The organism is Marinovum sp. J2-8 (assembly GCF_055808435.1).
The window spans coordinates 24119-41097 of the sequence record NZ_JBVVRZ010000013.1 but is presented as its reverse complement, the minus strand read 5'-3'; the positions used below and the strand labels follow the sequence as shown (position 1 = coordinate 41097).

The 16979-nt window shown below is 61.4% G+C and carries 14 protein-coding genes and 2 pseudogenes; 8 read left to right on the top strand and 8 right to left on the bottom strand.

Going from position 1 to position 16979, the window contains the following annotated elements; translation table 11 throughout:
• Positions 1-9 precede the first annotated feature (9 nt).
• Positions 10-1989 (top strand): caspase family protein, encoded by a 1980-nt coding sequence (locus AC0L4F_RS22400; protein ID WP_244691562.1) that lies wholly within the window; start codon positions 10-12, stop codon positions 1987-1989.
• Positions 1990-2101: 112 nt separating this feature from the next.
• Here the strand turns inward: AC0L4F_RS22400 and AC0L4F_RS22395 are convergent, their stop codons facing one another.
• Entirely contained in the window at positions 2102-2767 is a 666-nt protein-coding gene (locus AC0L4F_RS22395) for a DNA-3-methyladenine glycosylase I (protein WP_244691561.1), read from the bottom strand.
• 3 nt (positions 2768-2770) lie between these two features.
• On the bottom strand, positions 2771-3649 hold the full coding sequence (locus AC0L4F_RS22390) for an NAD-dependent epimerase/dehydratase family protein (protein WP_244691560.1): 879 nt from the start codon (positions 3647-3649) through the stop codon (positions 2771-2773).
• A gap of 349 nt (positions 3650-3998) precedes the next feature.
• Between AC0L4F_RS22390 and parE the strand changes: the two are divergent.
• From parE to AC0L4F_RS22375, 3 genes and pseudogenes are all read left to right on the top strand, one after another.
• Positions 3999-5957: pseudogene (gene parE / locus AC0L4F_RS22385) on the top strand (DNA topoisomerase IV subunit B).
• Positions 5954-6709 carry an HNH endonuclease signature motif containing protein gene (locus AC0L4F_RS22380; protein WP_244691559.1) on the top strand — a complete coding sequence of 252 codons (756 nt, stop codon included), beginning with the start codon at positions 5954-5956 and terminating at the stop codon, positions 6707-6709. The pseudogene parE and the gene AC0L4F_RS22380 overlap by 4 nt, the downstream one beginning before the upstream one ends.
• A 328-nt stretch (positions 6710-7037) precedes the next feature.
• A complete protein-coding gene (locus AC0L4F_RS22375) occupies positions 7038-7166 on the top strand; it encodes a hypothetical protein (RefSeq protein ID WP_280520737.1) in 129 nt (42 codons plus the stop codon).
• A 573-nt stretch (positions 7167-7739) separates the two neighbouring features.
• On the opposite strand, the gene rpmB is transcribed toward AC0L4F_RS22375, so the two are convergent.
• The 4 genes from rpmB to meaB form a co-directional block, all read right to left on the bottom strand.
• Entirely contained in the window at positions 7740-8030 is a 291-nt protein-coding gene (gene rpmB / locus AC0L4F_RS22370; RefSeq protein WP_244691558.1) for a 50S ribosomal protein L28, read from the bottom strand.
• Positions 8031-8204: 174 nt separating this feature from the next.
• Positions 8205-8546 carry a hypothetical protein gene (locus AC0L4F_RS22365; protein WP_244691557.1) on the bottom strand — a complete coding sequence of 114 codons (342 nt, stop codon included), beginning with the start codon at positions 8544-8546 and terminating at the stop codon, positions 8205-8207.
• On the bottom strand, positions 8534-8998 hold the full coding sequence (locus AC0L4F_RS22360) for a hypothetical protein (protein ID WP_244691556.1): 465 nt from the start codon (positions 8996-8998) through the stop codon (positions 8534-8536). The genes AC0L4F_RS22365 and AC0L4F_RS22360 overlap by 13 nt, the downstream gene beginning before the upstream one ends.
• A complete protein-coding gene (gene meaB, locus AC0L4F_RS22355) occupies positions 8995-9984 on the bottom strand; it encodes a methylmalonyl Co-A mutase-associated GTPase MeaB (protein ID WP_280520736.1) in 990 nt (329 codons plus the stop codon). Before meaB ends, AC0L4F_RS22360 begins: the two co-directional genes overlap by 4 nt.
• A gap of 192 nt (positions 9985-10176) precedes the next feature.
• On the opposite strand from meaB, the gene AC0L4F_RS22350 reads away from it, so the two are divergent.
• Positions 10177-10905: a DUF3108 domain-containing protein gene (locus AC0L4F_RS22350; RefSeq protein WP_244691555.1), complete on the top strand. Its 729-nt coding sequence runs from the start codon at positions 10177-10179 to the stop codon at positions 10903-10905.
• An 8-nt stretch (positions 10906-10913) separates the two neighbouring features.
• Positions 10914-13415 carry an ATP-dependent helicase HrpB gene (hrpB, locus tag AC0L4F_RS22345; RefSeq protein WP_244691554.1) on the top strand — a complete coding sequence of 834 codons (2502 nt, stop codon included), beginning with the start codon at positions 10914-10916 and terminating at the stop codon, positions 13413-13415.
• Between the two features lie 114 nt (positions 13416-13529).
• Here hrpB and AC0L4F_RS22340 read toward each other — a convergent pair whose 3' ends face one another.
• Positions 13530-14117, bottom strand: a complete 588-nt coding sequence (locus AC0L4F_RS22340) for a TetR/AcrR family transcriptional regulator (protein WP_244691643.1) — start codon at positions 14115-14117, stop codon at positions 13530-13532.
• 87 nt (positions 14118-14204) lie between these two features.
• Between AC0L4F_RS22340 and AC0L4F_RS22335 the strand changes: the two genes are divergently transcribed.
• Complete coding sequence (locus AC0L4F_RS22335) at positions 14205-14504, top strand: hypothetical protein (protein WP_244691553.1); 300 nt, start codon at positions 14205-14207, stop codon at positions 14502-14504.
• Positions 14505-14613: 109 nt separating this feature from the next.
• Positions 14614-15901 (top strand): annotated as a pseudogene (locus AC0L4F_RS22330) (homoserine dehydrogenase).
• 146 nt (positions 15902-16047) lie between these two features.
• Here the strand turns inward: AC0L4F_RS22330 and AC0L4F_RS22325 are convergent.
• On the bottom strand, positions 16048-16881 hold the full coding sequence (locus AC0L4F_RS22325; protein WP_244691552.1) for a transglutaminase-like domain-containing protein: 834 nt from the start codon (positions 16879-16881) through the stop codon (positions 16048-16050).
• Positions 16882-16979 lie beyond the last annotated feature (98 nt).

The following is a 16979-nucleotide window of genomic DNA, read 5'->3' as shown; positions in this document are numbered from 1 at the left end:
GTGGATCTTGTGGCGCAATATCTGGCCAGCAATCCCGCCCTGCCGTTCGACCCCGACAACATCACCGTTCTGGCCGATGGCCGCGCAGGCGCCCAAGCCCCGACACTGGCCGCAATCCGCACCGAATTTGCAGAGCTAACCGCCGAAGTCGCGGCTGGCGATTTTGTCTATCTGCATTTTTCCGGCCATGGGTCGCAAACCCCGGCGGCGGATCCGTCAACCGAACTTGACGGCCTGGACGAGATATTCCTGCCGGTGGATGTGGGCCCGTGGAACGACACCATTGGCCAGGTCGAAAACGCATTGGTCGACGACGAAATCGGCGCGATGATCGACGGGTTGCGCGCCCGCGGCGCCGATGTCTGGGTGGTGTTTGACAGCTGCCATTCCGGCACGGCAACACGCGCCGCACCCAACGACGAAGAAGTCTACATGCGCCAGCTGCCCGCCGGTGCCCTGCATATTCCGGCCGATGCCATGGCCGCCGCCGAGGTCCAGTCGCGCAGCCTTCCCAACCAAGCCGCCCCCGACCCCAGAGACCGCGACGCGCCGCCGGTTGTCTCGACCACACCCGACGGCGACAAGATGGGCAACCTGGTGGCCTTCTTTGCGGCCCAGACCAATGAGACAACCCCGGAAAAGAACATGCCCAAAGGCCAGGCCGACCGCCGCCTGCAAGGCGTGTTCACCTATACGCTGTTCGAAACCCTGGCCGAACGCCCCGGCATCACCTACCGCCAACTGGCCCAGGAAGTGCTGCGCAAATACGGCACGCAAAACCTTGCCCGCACGACGCCCCTGTTCGAAGGCAACCTGGATCTGCCGGTCTTTGGCCGCACCATGGGCGACCGTATCCTGCAATGGGGGGCGACGCGTGACGGCGACGCCTTGCGTCTCGCCGCCGGGCAATTGCACGGGCTGCACAATGGCACCGAATTGATCCTGCTGGCCTCTCCCGCCGACGATGACGATCAGGCCCTGGCGCGGTTCACCGTGACCTCCTCTGACACGTTTTCTGCCAAGGCCGCTGGTGATTTCGATCTCGACGCCCTGCCCCCCGGCGCGGTGCTGCGCAAGGTTGGCACGGTTCTTGACCTGTCTTTGAACGTCGCCCTGCCTGCACCGGGATCTGCCCCCGCCGCCGCGCTGGACGCCGCGCTGGCGATCATCCGCGAGGCCGGCCTGACCGGGCCGCGCATCAGGTTTGTCCCCGCCGGCGACCCGCAGGCCGATGTGCGCCTCGCGGTTTTCGCCGACAGCTCCCGGCCCGATGCGCTCTGGTTCATGACCGCCCCCGGCATTGTGGATATCGGCGAATTGGCCAATGTCCCATCGGTATCCACCGGTGACAAAACCGCGGGGGAGCTGGCGGATGTCGTCGCCACACATCTGCTGATCATGTCGCGCGCACTGAACCTGATGAAGGTCGGGGCCGCAACCGCCGGGGCCACAGCGGTCGAGGTTGGGGCCGACCTGGTGCGTGGCCGCTTCGATACCGGCAGCGAAAGCGTTGCCCCCGACAGCCGACAGCCGCTCAGCGGGGCCCAGGTTCCACGTATGGTGCCGAATGACACCATCGGCTTGCACATCAGCAATACCACCAAGGGCCCAGTGGATTTCAACATTCTCTACATTGGCTCGGATTATTCGATCAGCTTCATGGACAATGGCCGGATGCAACCCGGCGACACCCTGGACGAAGATTACATCCTGATCACCGACGCCAGCTTCGGACGAGAGCGGGTGATCGTGGTCTTTTCCCCCGCCGAACCGCATTCCGAGGTCGAAGACCTGTCCTTCCTCGAACAGGCGGCAATCGAACGCACCCGCACCGCCGCGATCACACATAAAAGCGGGTTGAACGCATTGCTGGACGAGGCCGGATTTGGCGACACCACCCGCGCCGCAATCTCCCTGTCGCGCAAAAAGAAAACCCCGGACCCGGTGCCTTTGTTTCTGCAATTTGAATTGGAAACCGTCAGGCCCTGACAGATATGCCCCCAAAGGGCCTTTCATCTGACCAAAAATATCCCGGGGGTGAGGCCAAAGGCCGAGGGGCCGGCCCCCTCTCTTTTCTGGCCTTTCCCCGCCTTTTGCCGGGTCAGCCGATGCTCATCGCCAGCACACGGCTGATCTCTGTCAATGACCGCCCCGACTCTGCCGCCCATTGATCAAACGCCTGCTGCACAGACCGCATCGCCGATTTCGAGGTCGGCGTCTTGTCCACCACACCTTCGGCGACCAGCCGCGCCACCACATCGCGCGACAGGACAAAGCCGTCGCGGCCCATGAACCGCATGCTGTATTGCCCGGTCGATGCCCCCAACCGGGAGCCGCGTTTTTTCAGCATGTCGAGCAGGCCGATGTAATCGGAATTTGGCCAGGCGCCCAGAACATGGCCAACACCGCCCTCCTGACGCAACTCCAGAAGGAAGGCCGCGTTGTCGCGCACCGATTGGATCTTGGCACCATGGCGCACGATCCGCGTATCCGTCAGCAAGGCGTCGAATGTCGCGTCATCCATCAGCGCATTGCGCCCGACATCAAATCCGTCAAACGCCTGTTCGAATCCCGGCCATTTGGCTTCGATCACCGTCCAGCTCAACCCGGTGCGAAAGATATTGCGCGACATCTCCGCCAACCAGCGATCTTCGGGAATCGCCGCCAGTTCCTCTGGTGATTTGGGTTTCACCAAAAGGGCCTCCAGCGCCTCTGCACCGCCCTTGCGTGCGGCAGACAGTGCAAAGATCTGATCGAAACTGCGCATGGCTCAGCCCAGCACGTCGCGCCAGCTGTGTTCCGGCTGAAACCCCAGCAGGTCTTTGGCCTTGGCGTTTGAATACATGCTGTCATGGCCGGACATCGCACGTTTGACCGGCACATCCGCATAAAATTGCGCCCGTACCTCTTCGTTGGTCAGGCCGGTGGACAGATCATCATTGGCGACGTTGAACACCTCATATCCCAATCCATCGGTCTTCAGGCACCGTTCCACCATCTGCCCCAGGTCACGCACGTCGATATAGCCAAAGATATTGCGCCGCCGCAGGGCCGGATCGGCGACAAAGGCCGGGAAATCGCGTTGGTATTCATCCGGTGTGATCACATTGTTGATCCTCAGCCCATAGATGTCGATGCCAGAGCGGGCCTGAAACGACCGGCCGCAGGCCTCATTACAGACCTTGGACATGGCATAGCTGTCGTGCGGCAAGGTCGGGTGTTCTTCATCGACCGGGATATAGTCCGGCAATTTTTCGCCCTGGGCGAAACAAATGCCATAAGCCGTTTCGGAGGAGGCAAAAATCACCTTGGGAATGCCCAATTTCACGGCTGCCTCCAGCACGTTGTAGGTTGACAGCGTATTGACGCGGAACGTTTCGCTATCGGGTTTGATCAGGATGCGGGCCAAAGCCGCGAAATGCACCACCGCATCGAATTGCGGCTTTTCCGGCAGGTCCAGCTCATCAAACCAGGAATACCCCGACAACGCATTGAACACCTGACCGCTGTCGGTCAGATCGATGCTTTGATTATCCGGGATCTGGGGCGCATTCAGATCAAGGTTCAACACCCGATGGCCGCGGCTGCGCAACCAGGGCACGATATGGCTGCCTGCTTTTCCGGTGCCGCCTGTGAATGCAATACGCATGGTATCCTCCCATAAATGTGCAAGGCCATAATGCGTTTCAGGCCCCGGGTTGCAAGGCATGGGTTGAAAGGCGTGGGTCGCAGAGCATGAGTTGTGAGGCATGGCAGGCAAGACGCGTTCCGCGGTTGCCTTGGCGGGATCTGGTGGCTGGTCCGCAACGCCCGCGTGCGTGGTCGCGCCACCGGATGGGGGGCCAGCCCCCCAAGGCCCCCCGGGATATTTGTGCCAAGAAGAATGGCAAAGCACCTGCACATTACACTTCACGTGACCGGGACTTGATCCACACCCTTTCCCGCCCTGCGCGCTCTGGCATAGTGGCGGACAATCAAGACCAACAAAGAGCAGCGAAATGGCCGACGATCTTTTGGGTGTATCCTCCGACTTCTGACTATGATGCCAGCCATATCGAGGTGCTCGAAGGGTTGGAGCCGGTGCGCAAGCGTCCCGGCATGTATATCGGCGGCACGGATGAACGTGCGCTGCACCATCTGGTGGCCGAGGTTCTGGACAATTCGATGGACGAGGCCGTGGCCTGCCACGCCACGCGTATCGAGGTGGAATTGCACGAAGATTTTGCCATCACCGTGCGCGACAATGGCCGGGGCATTCCCATCGACCCCCACCCCAAATTCCCCGGAAAATCCGCGCTTGAGGTGATCCTGTGCACCTTGCACGCCGGCGGCAAGTTTTCCGGCGATGCTTATGAGACGTCGGGCGGGTTGCATGGCGTCGGTGCATCTGTGGTCAATGCGCTGTCGGATTCGATGGTGGTTCAGGTCGCGCGCAACAAAGAGTTGTTTGAACAGAGGTTTTCGCGCGGCATCCCGCTGGGCGGGGTCGAAAAGATTGGTGCCGCCCCCAATCGGCGCGGCACCACCGTGACCTTTCACGCGGATGAGCAGATTTTCGGCAAGCACCGGTTCAAACCCGCACGTCTGTTGAAGATGGTGCGATCGAAGGCCTATCTGTTTTCCGGTGTCGAGATCCGTTGGAAATCCGGCATAGACGACGGGGAAACCCCGACCGAGGCGACGTTTCATTTTCCCGGCGGGTTGTCGGATTATCTGACAGAAACGCTGGGCACGGCGTCGACCTATGCCGACAAACCCTTTGCGGGCACGGTCGATTTCCGCGAAAAATTCGGCGCGCCGGGCAAGGTGGAATGGGCGATCAACTGGACGCCATCGCGCGACGGATTTATCCAAAGCTATTGTAACACCGTCCCCACGCCCGAGGGCGGCACCCATGAAGGCGGGTTTTGGGCCGCGATCCTTAAGGGCATTCGCGCCTATGGCGAATTGTCCAACAACAAGAAAGCGGCGCAGATCACGCGCGATGATTTGGTGACCGGGGGCTGCGCGCTGGTCAGCTGTTTCATCCGGGAACCGGAATTTGTTGGCCAGACCAAGGACCGGCTGGCCACGACCGAGGCGGCGAAACTGGTCGAAGGATCGGTGCGCGACCATTTCGACAACTGGCTCGCGGCGGATACCAAATCGGCGGGCGCGATCCTTGATTTCCTTGTGCTGCGGGCCGAGGAGCGGCTGAAACGGCGTCAGGAAAAGGAAACCGCACGTAAATCGGCGACCAAGAAGCTGCGCCTGCCCGGCAAATTGGTGGATTGTTCCAATTCCAACCGTGACGGCACTGAACTGTTCATCGTCGAAGGCGACAGCGCCAGCGGATCGGCCAAGATGGCCCGGGATCGCAAGACGCAGGCGCTTTTGCCGCTGCGGGGCAAGATCCTGAACGTGCTGGGGGCGGCGTCGTCCAAGCTTGGCTCCAACGCCGAAATCAACGACCTGTCACAGGCGCTGGGGGTGGGGCTGGGATCGCGGTTTAATATCGACGATCTGCGCTATGAGAAGATCATCATCATGACCGATGCGGATGTCGATGGCGCGCATATCGCGGCGCTGTTGATGACCTTCTTCTTTACCCAGATGCGGCCCATGATCGATTCCGGGCATCTTTATCTGGCCTGTCCGCCGCTGTTCCGCCTGACGCAGGGGGCGAAGCGGGTTTATTGCCTTGATGAGGCCGAACGCGAGATGTGGATGGAAAAGGGTCTGGGCGGCAAAGGCAAGATCGACGTGTCGCGGTTCAAAGGTCTGGGGGAGATGGACGCCAAGGATCTGAAAGACACCACGATGAATCCCTGACCCGGAAATTGATTCGGGTGTCGATTGATGAGGATGAACCGGGCGAAACTGGCGATCTGGTAGAGCGGCTGATGGGCAAGAAACCGGAGAAACGGTTCGAGTATATCCAGGCGAATGCGAAGTTTGTTGAGGAGCTGGATGTTTGAAGGCAAGACCGCATACTCCCAAGCCCGTTCAACGCGTACTGCGCCAAGAATCGGGCTTCGGATGTGCAAGTTGCGGCAGCCCGATACTCGACTATCACCACATCATTGAATGGCACGACAAACAGCACTTCGATCCAAAGCACATGATTGCACTCTGCCCAACGTGCCATCGTCACTACGGAAAAATGTCGAAGAACAAAGCGTACGCGTTGAAGCAGAATCCGTTCAACATTCGCCACAAGCGCTTTCGGGGCATGTTAGGAGGAAACGGAACACAAAAGGCCCTTAAAATTGGCAATATCCATATCGAAAGCTGCCGAAAGTGTTTGGTTTTCGGCGGTATGACTTTGTTTAATTACAAACTTGAGGAAGGAGAGTTTCTACTTGATGTTTTGGTGCCGAAACATGACTTCTGGCCCGACATCAAAATTGAAGCCAACGATGTTTTTGCAGAAATTCAAGACTATTGGGACATAGAGTTTAAAACGAATTGGGTAAAATTTATAAAGAATAAGGGCGAGATATTTTTCGAAGCGGATTTCAGAGGAGATTTCGTCGTGGTTCGTGGACAATTGGAGCTTTTGGGAGGAATTTTTCGGTTTACTCGGGATGGCCTAGAACTGCCTAATGGCTCCAAATTGAGTGCCGGAACGTTCAAAGACTGTGGAACCGGCCTTTCCTTCGGCCCTAAACGTCGAATTATCCCCCCTAATTTTGCTATGCAGAAACCGAAACCGACCTACTTCGGCTGATTCACCTCCATTCCTTACGCTCAGAAGAATCCTACTGAAACGTTTCCGCTCCGGTAGCCGGGCGGGCGGGCGTTGACCGAGCAAACGCTGAAAGACCGGCAGCCGGGGGCCTTGGTTCCGGGCTTGGGGTGTTGCATGACCGGCCGCATCAAACCCCTTGTAAGTGAGCGAGAGCAGGCATATTTTGAGCATGCAGGCTCCGAGATGATGAGTCTTGTCCCTGCCGCCTCCCACGGATCATCGCCCCGGCCAAACGGGCAACCCTGATCGCCTGACGATGCGACTGCCCTGTGCGATGTCCGCATGGGGAACGTGATCGGAGATCAACATGACCAAACAGAAACACCACGGCAACCGCGAAGCCAAGAAACCGAAGCAGGAAAAGCCCAAGGTTCTGGCGACCGCGAATTCCAACCTGGGCAAACCGCTGAATATCGGCGGCAAAAAGACCAAATAGGCGGATCTCATGCGTTTCGGCGGGCGTTTGGCGCCGTGACTGTGATTGAAGATCTTGCATTTTCATGCAGTTGGCGCTGTTCACCCCGCGCCGCCCGCCACCGCATGTGAGGGTTGGCACGCCTGCCCCGCCGGGTTTGCCCGATTGCACATCCTGACCCGGCCATGCCGGTCAGGGTGTCGCGAGTGGCCTGTTCCAAGGTTTTTGCGAACCAGGACCCTTGCAGGCACCCCAATCCGAGCCAGGGGTACGACGCCCCGAAACAAACCACTCTTCGACCGTTTGAATGTAGCCGACGTGCGGCGGTGCAGCAAAAGTGCATCTGGCTATTCCACCTATCCGAAGGGATAGATGACGTTACGTAAATTTAAGATGAAGGGCCCGCCGTTTTGCCGCATTTAAAAAAGCGACACGCCAAAGCAGCCAAAATCCGGGCAAAGAAAAACCCCCGCCGGGTGGGCCGACGAGGGTTTGGCGGACACCGAAGCGTCTGCGTTGATTTTTGGATCGGATCCTCTGGCCGCATGGTCGCCCCACTGGGGGCGTCCCGCGCCGTAGATCCCGAAAGCTGGCTTATGCCTCGGCAGCTTGCGCTTTCACGATCTCTTTTTTGACTTTCAGCGCATTGTCCGAAAGTTCAACATCCTTGGCTTTGGCAAGGAACTTGTCCAGGCCACCACGATGGTCGACCGAACGCAGAGCCGATGCAGAGATCCGCAGCTTGACGCCACGGCCCAGCGTTTCGGATTGCAGGGTCACATCATTCAGGTTCGGCAGAAACCGACGACGGGTTCTGTTTTTGGCGTGGCTGACGTTGTTGCCAGTCATCGGGCCTTTTCCGGTCAATTCGCAGCGGCGCGACATGTCATCTTCCTCATGGTTCTCAAGCAGGACAACGAGCATTTGCCCGGGCGCGCCCCACAAAAATCAAGGGCACCGCGTTGCAGTGCCCGGAAATTGGTTTTCAGGCTATTAAGCCCCAAGCCGGGAATCGTCAAGAGCCTGTTGCATAGGCTTTACATTCCCGCGCCCGGATGTTCAATCCGCCTGATGCAAAAGCATCGATGCGCGGACTTCTGCATGACGGGCCAGCGGCAAACGCCCGGATTTTTCTGCTTGTTTTGCCAGATGTAGCCAGTACTTCACGCTTTTGCGACGGGAATTGCGGTGCAACATGACGACGCGGCGCACCGGCACCACCGGTTTGACCAATTGCGCCTGTAGTTTGGCGAATTTTCCGCCCTCGCCCAGAACCCCGGTTGCGGGATGGCCGCCGCCGGCCAACCGTGCAAGCCGCATGGCGGGAAATGCGGTCTGGATCAGGGCGGCATTGCGGATATCCAGCGGGCGAAACGGATCGGCCAGGATCACACCCGCCACTTTTGTGCCGCGCGGGCCAAGATCGCCAGCGTCGAGCGCGAATCCCCCGCACAATCGCGGTAGCGGCGATCGAACGGCACATGCTCTGGCGCAATGGAATATTGCGGTGACACCGCAATGATCCGCCCCAGTCGCAGCGCCGCAGCAAAGCGAAAGGCCGCATATCCCCCCATCGAGAACCCCATCGCACAGGCCTGCTCGAAGCGGGCGGAAAATTCCGTCAGAACGCCCTCCAACGCCGCCGTTTCGCTGTTGATATACCAATCATTCAAACGCGACTGCAGGTGCAGATGGGTCATGCCCTGATTGATGAAACTGCGCACCGGTTTCGGCTCGGCAAAGCTGCCGGGGTCGGCGATCCGCTGGCGGAAGCTGACAAACAGCTTCGGCTGACCGGGATTGAACACGCTGGCGCGGATCAGATCGCCGTCAAAGAGCGGGACCGCCGTCATCCGCCCAAATGCCGGGCCACCATATCCTGGGCGGCGCGTGTCGGGGTTGTCTCGCCTGCGGCCACACGGGCCGACAGCATCGCCATCGCATCTTTTGCGGCTGGCGTTTGCAGGCGCGCCAAGAGGGTTTGGCGCACTTCTTCGGAAAACCAGAATTGCGCCTGTTCCGCCCGACGGCCATCGAAATGACCATTCTCGCGCCGCCAGGTCACCAGCGTCTGCATTTCATCCCAGGCTTTTTCCAGCCCCTCCAGATGCAGCGCCGAAACCGTCATGGCCTTTGGGAATCCGGCGGGGTCCTGCGGGCGTTTGCGCAGCAGACGCAACGCGCCGGAATAATCCGCACAGGTCCGGGTTGCGGCCGACTTCAGATCGCCGTCTGCCTTGTTCACCAGAATCAGATCCGCAATCTCCATGATGCCGCGTTTGACGCCCTGCAATTCATCGCCGCCCGCCGGGGCCAGCAGCAACAGGAACAGATCCGCCATCTCTGACACCACGGTTTCCGATTGGCCGACGCCGACGGTCTCTATCAACACCACGTCGAACCCCGCCGCCTCACACAGCGCCACCGCCTCCCGCGTGCGGCGCGCCACACCGCCAAGATGGGTCTGGCTGGGCGAAGGACGGATAAAGGCGTTGCGGTCACGGGTCAGCTGCTCCATCCGGGTTTTGTCACCCAGAATGGACCCACCCGACCGCGCCGACGAAGGGTCAACCGCCAGAACCGCCACCCGCAGCCCCTGCCCGGTCAACATCAACCCGAAACTTTCGATAAAGGTGGATTTGCCCACCCCCGGCGTGCCCGACAACCCGATCCGCAGCGCCTGCCGCCCGGATTGACGCAGCCGGTCGATCAATTTGGTCGCCTCTGCACGGTGATCGTCCCGACCGCTTTCAATCAGGGTGATCGCACGGGCCAAGGCCCGCCTGTCACCGTCCAGAACCCGGGTTGCAAGGTCGGAAATGTCCATCTGCTCTGCCATCCTTTTTGGCCGGTTGGGTGTTGACCGGCATCATTCCGCACAGGCCCAGCCGGGGAATGCGCGGGGAATTGCGCGCGGGTCCGGGCGGTCCGGTCAGTTCTGGCATTTTGTGCACGCCACTGGCCAACTAGTCCAGAGCAGCGCAGCCATTCAGAACTGACTTTGGCGGCAAAACCGCAAAACGGACAACAGATGAAACCTTTTTCTCGCACATCCGGGGTGGTCCTGGGGCTGATCCTGTCCCAGGTCATGTCCCTTGCCGGGGCCGCAGAGCCGACCCAGGAAAAGACCCGCTATGATGTCTATTTCTCAGGGTTGAAAGCCGGAGAGGTGCAAACCCGCATGACCCGCGAGGGCGGCCAATATGCCGCTGCGGCCCGGGTCAAATCCTCTGGCCTGATTGCGGCGATCACCGATTTCCGCTTTGATGCAAAGGTGCTGGGGCATGTGCGCAACGGCACGTTTCGCCCCGCGCGGTACGAGGAAAATTCAGACACCGGACGGCGCAAAAGCAACAAGGTCATCACCTATCGTGCCGGCGTGCCGGTGCTGGAGAAAAGCGAAAAACCAGAGCGCCATTGGCTCCCGCCCGCGACACAGGCCGGCACGCTGGACCCGCTGACCGCGATCTGGCAGGTGCTGGCCGACCGGGCGGGCGATGACCTCTGCCGGTTGGATGTCAGTTATTTTGATGGTGAGCGGCGCATTCGCCTGACAACATCGCAGCCCCGCCGCCAGACAGATCTGGTGACCTGTCAGGGGCAGTACATCCGTGAAGGCGGATTTTCCCAAAAGGCAATGAAGGAAGGCAAGACATTTCCCTTTGAGCTGACCTATGAGCCGAGCGATGACCGCCAATGGCGGGTCAAACGCATGGATGTGCAAACTCTGCGTGGACGGGCGGTGCTCATTCGGCGATAAGGCGTTTTGTGACGACACGCCGGACCCCTTTGCCAATTGATGCCGCGCTGCCAGAGCTTCTGGCGGCGGTGGCGACGCATGGCCGCGCGGTGCTTCAGGCGCCCCCCGGCGCGGGCAAGACGACGCGAGTGCCGCTGGCGCTGCTGGAGGCTGGTCTGGTGACCGGGCGCATCGTGATGCTGGAGCCGCGGCGGCTGGCGGCGCGGGCGGCGGCGGAACGTATGGCCGAAACCCTGGGCGAGGCTGCGGGCGACACGGTTGGATACCGCATTCGCGGCGAGGCCAAGGTGGGCCGGAACACCCGGATCGAGGTGGTGACCGAGGGTATCCTGACCCGGATGATCCAATCGGACGCCGAATTGACCGGCGTGGGCGCAGTGATTTTTGATCAGTTCCACGAACGTAGCCTGAATGCTGATCTGGGGCTGGCGCTGTGTCTGGAAATTGCCGGGGCGCTGCGCGACGACCTGCGGCTGATCGTGATGTCAGCGACGCTGGATGCTGCGCCGGTGGCGGTGTTGATGGGCGATGCGCCGGTTGTCACCTCTGAGGGGCGGTCCTTTCCGGTGGAAACCCGGTGGCTGGACCGGCCGTTGGTGGCCAAACCGGGGGCAAGAGTGCGGCTGGCCGAGGCCACCGCCGATCTGGTGGCTCAGGCGGTCAGCGCGACCGAGGGCGGCGTTTTGGTCTTCCTGCCCGGAGAGGGCGAGATCCGCCGCTGCGAAGGTTTGTTGAAAGCCCGCCTGCCCGCTGAATGCAATATTCGCCCGCTGTATGGCGCGCTGCCCTTTGCCGCCCAGCGCGCGGCGATCCAACCGGAAACCAGCGGGCGCAAGGTGGTTCTGGCGACCTCGATCGCCGAGACATCGCTGACAATCGAAGACATTCGCGTGGTGGTGGATGCCGGTCGGGCGCGTCGCGCGCGGTTTGATCCGGGATCGGGCATGTCGCGGCTGGTGACCGAACGGGTCAGCCGGGCCGAGGCCACCCAACGCGCAGGCCGCGGCGGACGCGTGGCCGAAGGCGTGTCCTATCGGCTTTGGACACGTGGCGAAGAAGGCGCGCTGCCCGCCTTTGCCCCTGCCGAGATCGAGGTGGCCGATCTGGCCGGGCTGGCGCTGGAATTGGCGCTCTGGGGCGGGTCGGTTGAGGACATGCCGCTGCTGACGCCGCCCAATCCTGGGTCCTGGGCCGAAGCGCAGGCACTGTTGCGGATGCTGGGCGCGTTGGACGCGATGGGCGCAATCACCGCCCATGGCCGGGTGCTGGCCGCCCTGCCCCTGCATCCGCGGTTGGCGCATATGCTGGCGGTGGCCGGGCCGGAGGCCGCGCCGTTGGCGGCGCTGCTGGCCGACCGCGATCCTTTGCGCGGCGCGCCGGTGGATCTGGCGCTGCGGCTGGAGGCCCTGCGCGACCTGCGCGCATTCCGCAACCGACGCCCCTATGAGGTGAACCGCCCGGCGCTTGAGCGGATTGGCCAGGAGGCCAAGCGGCTGCGGCGTGCGGGCTCCGGCAAGGCTGCGGGAGGTCCCGGATCGGGGTCCGGGACCGGTGCGGCGCATTCAGCGGCCCAGATGGCGGCTCTTGCCTATCCGGACCGGATCGGGTTGCGCCGCAAGGGCGATGCGCCCCGTTATGTGTTGTCCGGCGGCAAAGGTGCGGTGATGGACGACAGTGATCCGCTGGCGGGGCAACGGTTGATCGTGGTCACCGACACCGATGGCAACCCGCGTGAAGCGCGCATTCGCCAGGCGATAGCGATTTCCGAGGGCGAGATCCGCGCATTGTTTGAGGATCAGATCGCCTGGGTTGATGTCTGCGAATGGTCGAAACGCGACCGGCGAGTGGTGGCGCGCCAGCAAGAGGTGTTTGGCGCGGTGGTGCTGCAGGACCGGATCTGGAAAGACGCGCCCAGCGATGCGGTGGCGCGGGCGATGCTGGACGGGGTGCGGGATCTGGGCCTGCGTCTGTCCAAGGGCGCGGCGCGGCTGGTGGCACGGGTGCATGTGGCACGCGCAGGCGGGATTGACCTGCCGGATATGTCCGAGGCGGCCTTGCTCGCGGGGTTGGAGGATTGGCTTCTGCCCTATTTGACCGGGGTGAAGACGGCGGACCACTGGAAGGCGTTTGACGTGCATGATGCGCTGGTCGCCTCGCTGTCCTGGGATCAGCAAGAGGCGTTGAATTGGGCGGTGCCGGCGGCCTTTACCACGCCTTTGGGGCGGAAAATTCCGATTGACTACGGCGGCGAGCATCCCGAGATCACCCTGCGCTTGCAGGAGATGTTTGGTCAACGGGTCCATCCGACCGTCGCCGGACAGCCCTTGCGGGTGACATTGCTGTCGCCGGCACAACGCCCGGTACAGGTCACAATGGATATTCCCGGATTTTGGGAAACGTCATATGCGGATGTGCGCCGCGACATGCGCGGCCGCTATCCCCGCCATCCCTGGCCCGAAGACCCACGCGAAGCCGATCCAACCCTGCGCGTGAAACGACGCGGCACATAGTATCAGGACCCTAGAGGGGCGCTGCCCCCGCCCCCCCCTGAAGGGGACTCCCCCGGGATATTTTCGGTCAGATGAAACCGTGCAAGCCAACGCAGGCCAGCGCAGGTCTGACAGTCAGGCCCCCACGATGCGGCGCACCATGTCCCAGTAGATTTTCTGGACTTCTGTCAGCGACAGCCGCCCGCCAGCCCGATACCAGGTATTGACCCCGGTCAGCATGGCAATCACCGCCATTGTGGCAATCTTGGTGTCCGGCATGGTGAATTGACCCGTGGCGAGGCCTGCGCGCAAAATGGTTTCCAATTTGTCTTCGTAAGCCCGGCGCAGCGCTTCGATATGGGCAAAGTTATCGGCCTCCAGATTGCGCAATTCCATGTAAGAGATAAAGATCGCTTCGGGGCGTTCGATATTGAACCGGATGTGGAAACGGGTGAAGGATTCCAACTGTGCCAGCGGCGTGTCCGCCGGTGCGGTATCCTGCCAGGCCGCCAGAAGTTCATCCATGTGGTCCCTGAGAAGCGAGAACAAAAGGCTCTGTTTGTCGGGCGTGTAGTTATAGAGCGCCCCGGCCTGGACCCCGACCTCGGCCGCGATTTGACGCATTGATACCGCGGCAAAGCCGTTGCGTGCAAAAAGTTTCAGCGCGGCGGATTTGATCCGGGGGCCGGTGATGTCGGAATGGGAACCTTGGGTACGTGCCATATGGGTGTTTAGATCTGAACGCGCGTTCAGATCAATCACCAATCCTTGCCCTTGGCCGCGCCATGCGGCATGACAAGGCATGAAAGAATGGGAGCGACCATGCATCTGATCCGGCTGTGTCTTTGCCTTGTGCCCGTGACCCTGGTCCTGGGATGCACCCAATTTCCGGCGCTGGACAACAGCGAAGGCCCGGATGTCGCGGCGGCGGCCTATCCCCGATTGCTAAGCATCGAAGAATTGCGCGCCATTCCCGACAGCACCACCACCCTGGAGGTACAGACCTCTTTGCTGGGGCGTTTGGCGGCACTTCGGGCGCGCGCGGCGGGGCTGCAAAGCCCGGTGATTGACCGCGCCACCCGCAGTCGCATGGCGCGCGGTGTGCGCTGACGTCGAATTTGCCAATATGACCGGGCTTGGCGTTGCACCCCGCGCCGGTTGCCGCTACATCGCGGCGAACACAATTGACCCCGTTTTTGATCCTTTAGGAGGACCTGCCATGACCGAACCTTTGCGCCTTGGGATTGCCGGGCTGGGCACGGTTGGGGCCTGGCGTGGTCAAGATCATCCGGCAGAAATCGCATCTTCTGGCGGTCCGTGGCGGACGCCCGGTTGAAATCAGCGCCGTATCGGCCCGCACCCGCGACAAGGATCGCGGCGTCAACCTGACGTCTTATGCCTGGGAAGATGATCCCGTGGTTCTTGCCACCCGGGATGATGTCGATGTGTTTGTCGAACTCATGGGCGGCAGTGATGGCCCGGCCAAGGCCGCAACCGAAGCGGCGTTGAAGGCCGGCAAGGATGTTGTCACCGCCAACAAGGCGATGTTGGCCATGCATGGTCAGGCGCTGGCGCAACTGGCCGAAGACAACGGTGCGGTTCTGCGGTTCGAAGCGGCGGTTTCGGGCGGCATTCCTGTGGTCAAATCCCTGACCGAAGGGCTGGCCGGCAATGAGATCACCCGTGTGTTGGGTGTGATGAACGGCACCTGCAATTACATCCTGACGCGGATGGAAAGCGCCGGTCTGCCCTATGATGTGGTGTTCGAAGAGGCCAATCAGCTGGGCTATCTTGAGGCGGATCCGGAATTGGATGTGGGCGGGATTGACGCCGGGCACAAACTGTCGCTGCTGTCGGCTGTTGCCTTTGGCACCCAGGTGAATTTCGCCGGGGTCGAGCTGGAGGGGATTGGCCGGATCAAGATCGAAGATATTCGGGCCGTCGCCGATATGGGCTATCGCATCAAGCTTTTGGGCGTCGCACAGATGACCGGGCGCGGGCTGGAACAGCGTATGTCGCCCTGCCTTGTGCCGGAAACCTCTCCGCTTGGGCAATTGCCGGGCGGCACCAATATGGTGGTGCTCGAAGGTGATCAGGTGGAACAGGTTGTGCTGCGCGGCCCCGGTGCCGGCGAAGGCCCGACCGCCAGCGCGGTGATGGGCGACGTGATGGATATTGCGCGTGGTCTGCGGGTCACGACCTTTGGCCAACCGGCCGCCACCCTGACCGAGGCCACCCCGGCAAAGAGCGCAACACCGGCCCCCTATTATCTGCGCATGGCGTTGCAGGACAAACCCGGCGCGCTGGCCAAGGTCGCGGCGGTTCTGGCGGCATCGGGCATTTCCATCGACCAGATGCGCCAATATGGCCATGCTGATGAGGCCGCGCCGGTGCTGATCGTCACCCACAAGACCCAGCGGGCGGCGCTGGACGAAGCGCTTGAGGCGATGCAGACAACCGACGTCGTGGTTGGCGCGCCGGTGGCGTTTCGGATCGAAAACCTCTGAGCTTAAGGTCCGGCCGAGAGATCGGGCCAAGATTTCAGGAACCGGGGATGAACAACTGGGGCAGCATTTGCCCCGGCGCACCAGATCTGTGATTTACCAGAGCTTCCCCTGACCGGCGTCTGTTGCAATGGCGTCGTACTGCGGCGCTAGGTCCAGGGTTCCAGCCGGGCGATGATATCGGCGTCAACCGGGCGCAAATCGGCGTTCAGGCCCAAAGGTTCACCGAGGATCTTGATCAGCGATCCATCGCAGAGATCGCCATAACGATGCCCCATGGAATGGCTGATCGCCACCCGTTTGCCGGGCCGGGGGTTCAGGCCGGGTTTCGTTGCACCCAGCCCGGTCTTGATATGATGTGCGATGTCCCATTCCAGGATCTCGCCCTCATGTCGTGTGGCCACCCAGCAATGACCATCCAGGGTGATCCCGGCACGCTCTTCGGGAAAGAAATAGCCATAGAAATATGCGGCATCATATCCGGCGGCCCGTAGCGCGGCGACAAGATAGGTGTTGATGTCGACACAAGACCCCGGCGTCAGCCCGCAGGACAAATAGGGCACCATATCCATGCCATCGGTAAACCGGTGCTCCGGGTGTGCATAAGAGAACCGGCTCTCGGCCTCGGCGACAAGCGCCTCTATGCCCGCCTGCCCGCGCCCGGCACCCTCTGCGATCCGCCGGCTTTCTGTGGCCAGTTCGGCGGCGGCACGGGTGAATTGGTTTTGTCGCGGGGCGAATGCGGCCTCGGGGTAAAGGTCCCCGCTCGCCGCTGTCTCGACACCATAGCGCACCGTCATCTTCGCGCCGTCCGGCACAGCCAGAGAGGCGGACAATCCCAGCTCCGCATCGCTCAGCACCCGGGTTATGTGACCACCGATAACGTTCAACTCCACGACCTTGTCATAAGGCGTGCCAATCCCGTTGGGCACAAGCACAGCCGCACAGGACGTGGTGTCGATTTCGACAGTCAGATGTTTCATGATCGACACAACTCTGGCGCAAGGAAAGCAATTGCAGGCCGCAGTATCAGCCCTGTGCAACAGCAAGATGTCAAAGCCAGCCCCGCATGACGCCCCGC

What these genes read in the sequence shown, in the direction of transcription:
- AC0L4F_RS22395 (WP_244691561.1), bottom strand. Translation starts at nt 2,767, where the DNA reads ATGCGCAGTTTCGATCAGATCTTTGCACTGTCTGCCGCACGCAAGGGC.
- AC0L4F_RS22390 (WP_244691560.1), bottom strand. Translation starts at nt 3,649, where the DNA reads ATGCGTATTGCATTCACAGGCGGCACCGGAAAAGCAGGCAGCCATATC.
- AC0L4F_RS22375 (WP_280520737.1), top strand. Translation starts at nt 7,038, where the DNA reads ATGACCAAACAGAAACACCACGGCAACCGCGAAGCCAAGAAACCGAAG.
- rpmB (WP_244691558.1), bottom strand. Translation starts at nt 8,030, where the DNA reads ATGTCGCGCCGCTGCGAATTGACCGGAAAAGGCCCGATGACTGGCAAC.
- AC0L4F_RS22360 (WP_244691556.1), bottom strand. Translation starts at nt 8,998, where the DNA reads ATGACGGCGGTCCCGCTCTTTGACGGCGATCTGATCCGCGCCAGCGTG.
- meaB (WP_280520736.1), bottom strand. Translation starts at nt 9,984, where the DNA reads ATGGCAGAGCAGATGGACATTTCCGACCTTGCAACCCGGGTTCTGGAC.
- AC0L4F_RS22350 (WP_244691555.1), top strand. Translation starts at nt 10,177, where the DNA reads ATGAAACCTTTTTCTCGCACATCCGGGGTGGTCCTGGGGCTGATCCTG.
- AC0L4F_RS22340 (WP_244691643.1), bottom strand. Translation starts at nt 14,117, where the DNA reads ATGGCACGTACCCAAGGTTCCCATTCCGACATCACCGGCCCCCGGATC.
- AC0L4F_RS22335 (WP_244691553.1), top strand. Translation starts at nt 14,205, where the DNA reads ATGGGAGCGACCATGCATCTGATCCGGCTGTGTCTTTGCCTTGTGCCC.
- AC0L4F_RS22325 (WP_244691552.1), bottom strand. Translation starts at nt 16,881, where the DNA reads ATGAAACATCTGACTGTCGAAATCGACACCACGTCCTGTGCGGCTGTG.